1 protein-coding gene is annotated in these 1,452 nt (G+C 76.9%); it reads right to left on the bottom strand.

Going from position 1 to position 1,452, the window contains the following annotated elements; genetic code table 11:
* Positions 1-53: 53 nt before the first annotated feature.
* On the bottom strand, positions 54-1,452 hold a 1,399-nt coding region (locus DQW06_RS24235), incomplete at its 5' end, for an RsmB/NOP family class I SAM-dependent RNA methyltransferase (RefSeq protein WP_232833139.1).

Here is a 1,452-nt window from a genome sequence, read left to right as displayed (position 1 = left end):
CGAACCCAGCACCGCTCGAACCCAGCACCGCTCGGACCCAGCACCGCTCGGACCTAGGACCGCTCGGACCTGCGCAGCAGCGCCAGGAACATCGCGTCGGTCCCGTGCACGTGCGGCCAGAACTGGACGTACCTTCCCTCCGGCCCGGCCGCGAGGTCGGGCACCCCGTCCAGGTAGTCGGCTGCGCGCAGCAGCGTGAGGTCGTCGCGCTCGGAGAGCACCCGGCGCACGATCCCGTCGGTCTCGTCCAGGTGCGGCGAGCAGGTGACGTAGGCGACCACACCGCCGGGGCGCACCGCCTCGACCGCGCTCGTCAGCAGGTCGTGCTGGAGCGGCGCCAGCTCGGCGGCCGACCCCTCGGTGCGCCGCCAGCGCGACTCCGGGCGTCGGCGCAGCGCGCCCAGGCCCGTGCACGGCGCGTCCACCAGCACCCGGTCGAAGGCCCCCGGCCGCCAGGCGGGCCTGGTCCCGTCGGCGACCACGACCCGGCCCGCGTCGCGCGGGGAGCGGCGCACCGCACCCGCCACCAGTCCGGCCCGCGCGGGCTGCACCTCGGCGGCCAGCAGGCGGGCGTCGCGCTGCCCGGCCAGGGACGCCAGCAGGCCGGCCTTGCCGCCCGGCCCCGCGCACATGTCGAGCCAGCGCGCGTCGTCCCCGTGGGCGTCCACCCTGGTCAGGGCGAGGGCGACCAGCTGGCTGGCCTCGTCCTGCACCGCGGCCCGGTTCTGGTGCACCTCGCGGATCGCCGCCGGGTCGCCCTCGGGCAGGTAGGCGGCGAACGGCGAGTAGCGGGCCTCCTCGGCACCGGCGGCCACCAGGTCGGCGACGGTGGCGCGGCCCGGCTTGGCCACGAGGGTCACGCGGGGCCGCTCGTTGTGCGCGGCGAGCAGGCGCTCGGTCTCGACCAGTCCGTTGGCGGACCGCTCCCCCAGCGCCCGGGCCAGCTCCTTGACCATCCAGCGCGGGTGGCTGTGCACGACCGACAGGTACCCGCTGGGGTCGGTGGCGCGGTCGGGGGCGACCACGGCCGTCCACGCGTCCAGGTCGCGGGCGGACACCTTGCGCAGGACGGCGTTGACGAACCGGCCGCGGTGGTGGCCCACGACCCTGCGGGCCAGGTCCACGGTGGCGCTGACCGCGGCGTGCGGCGGGATCTTGGTGGACAGCAGCTGGTGTGCGCCCAGGCGCAGCAGCGGCAGCGCCTCGGTGTCCACGGAGGCGAGCGTGCGGTCCACGCAGGCCTCCAGGATCGCGTCGTAGGTGCCCTGGAGGCGCAGGGTCCCGTAGGTCAGCTCGGTGGCCAGGGCCGCGTCGCGGCCGCTGATGCCGCGTTCGCTGAGCAGGGCGGGCAGCAGCAGGTTGGCGTAGGCGTCGCGCTGGCCCACCGCGCGCAGCACGTCGTAGGCGACGCGGCGGGCGGGGTCGCGGGGCGGGGACTGTCCGTCCCCGCCC

The organism is Nocardiopsis sp. TNDT3, assembly GCF_003427465.1.
GTDB classification, from domain to species: domain Bacteria; phylum Actinomycetota; class Actinomycetes; order Streptosporangiales; family Streptosporangiaceae; genus Nocardiopsis; species Nocardiopsis dassonvillei.
Note: the sequence above shows the minus strand (reverse complement) of the source record. Positions and strands in the feature narration are given on the sequence as shown.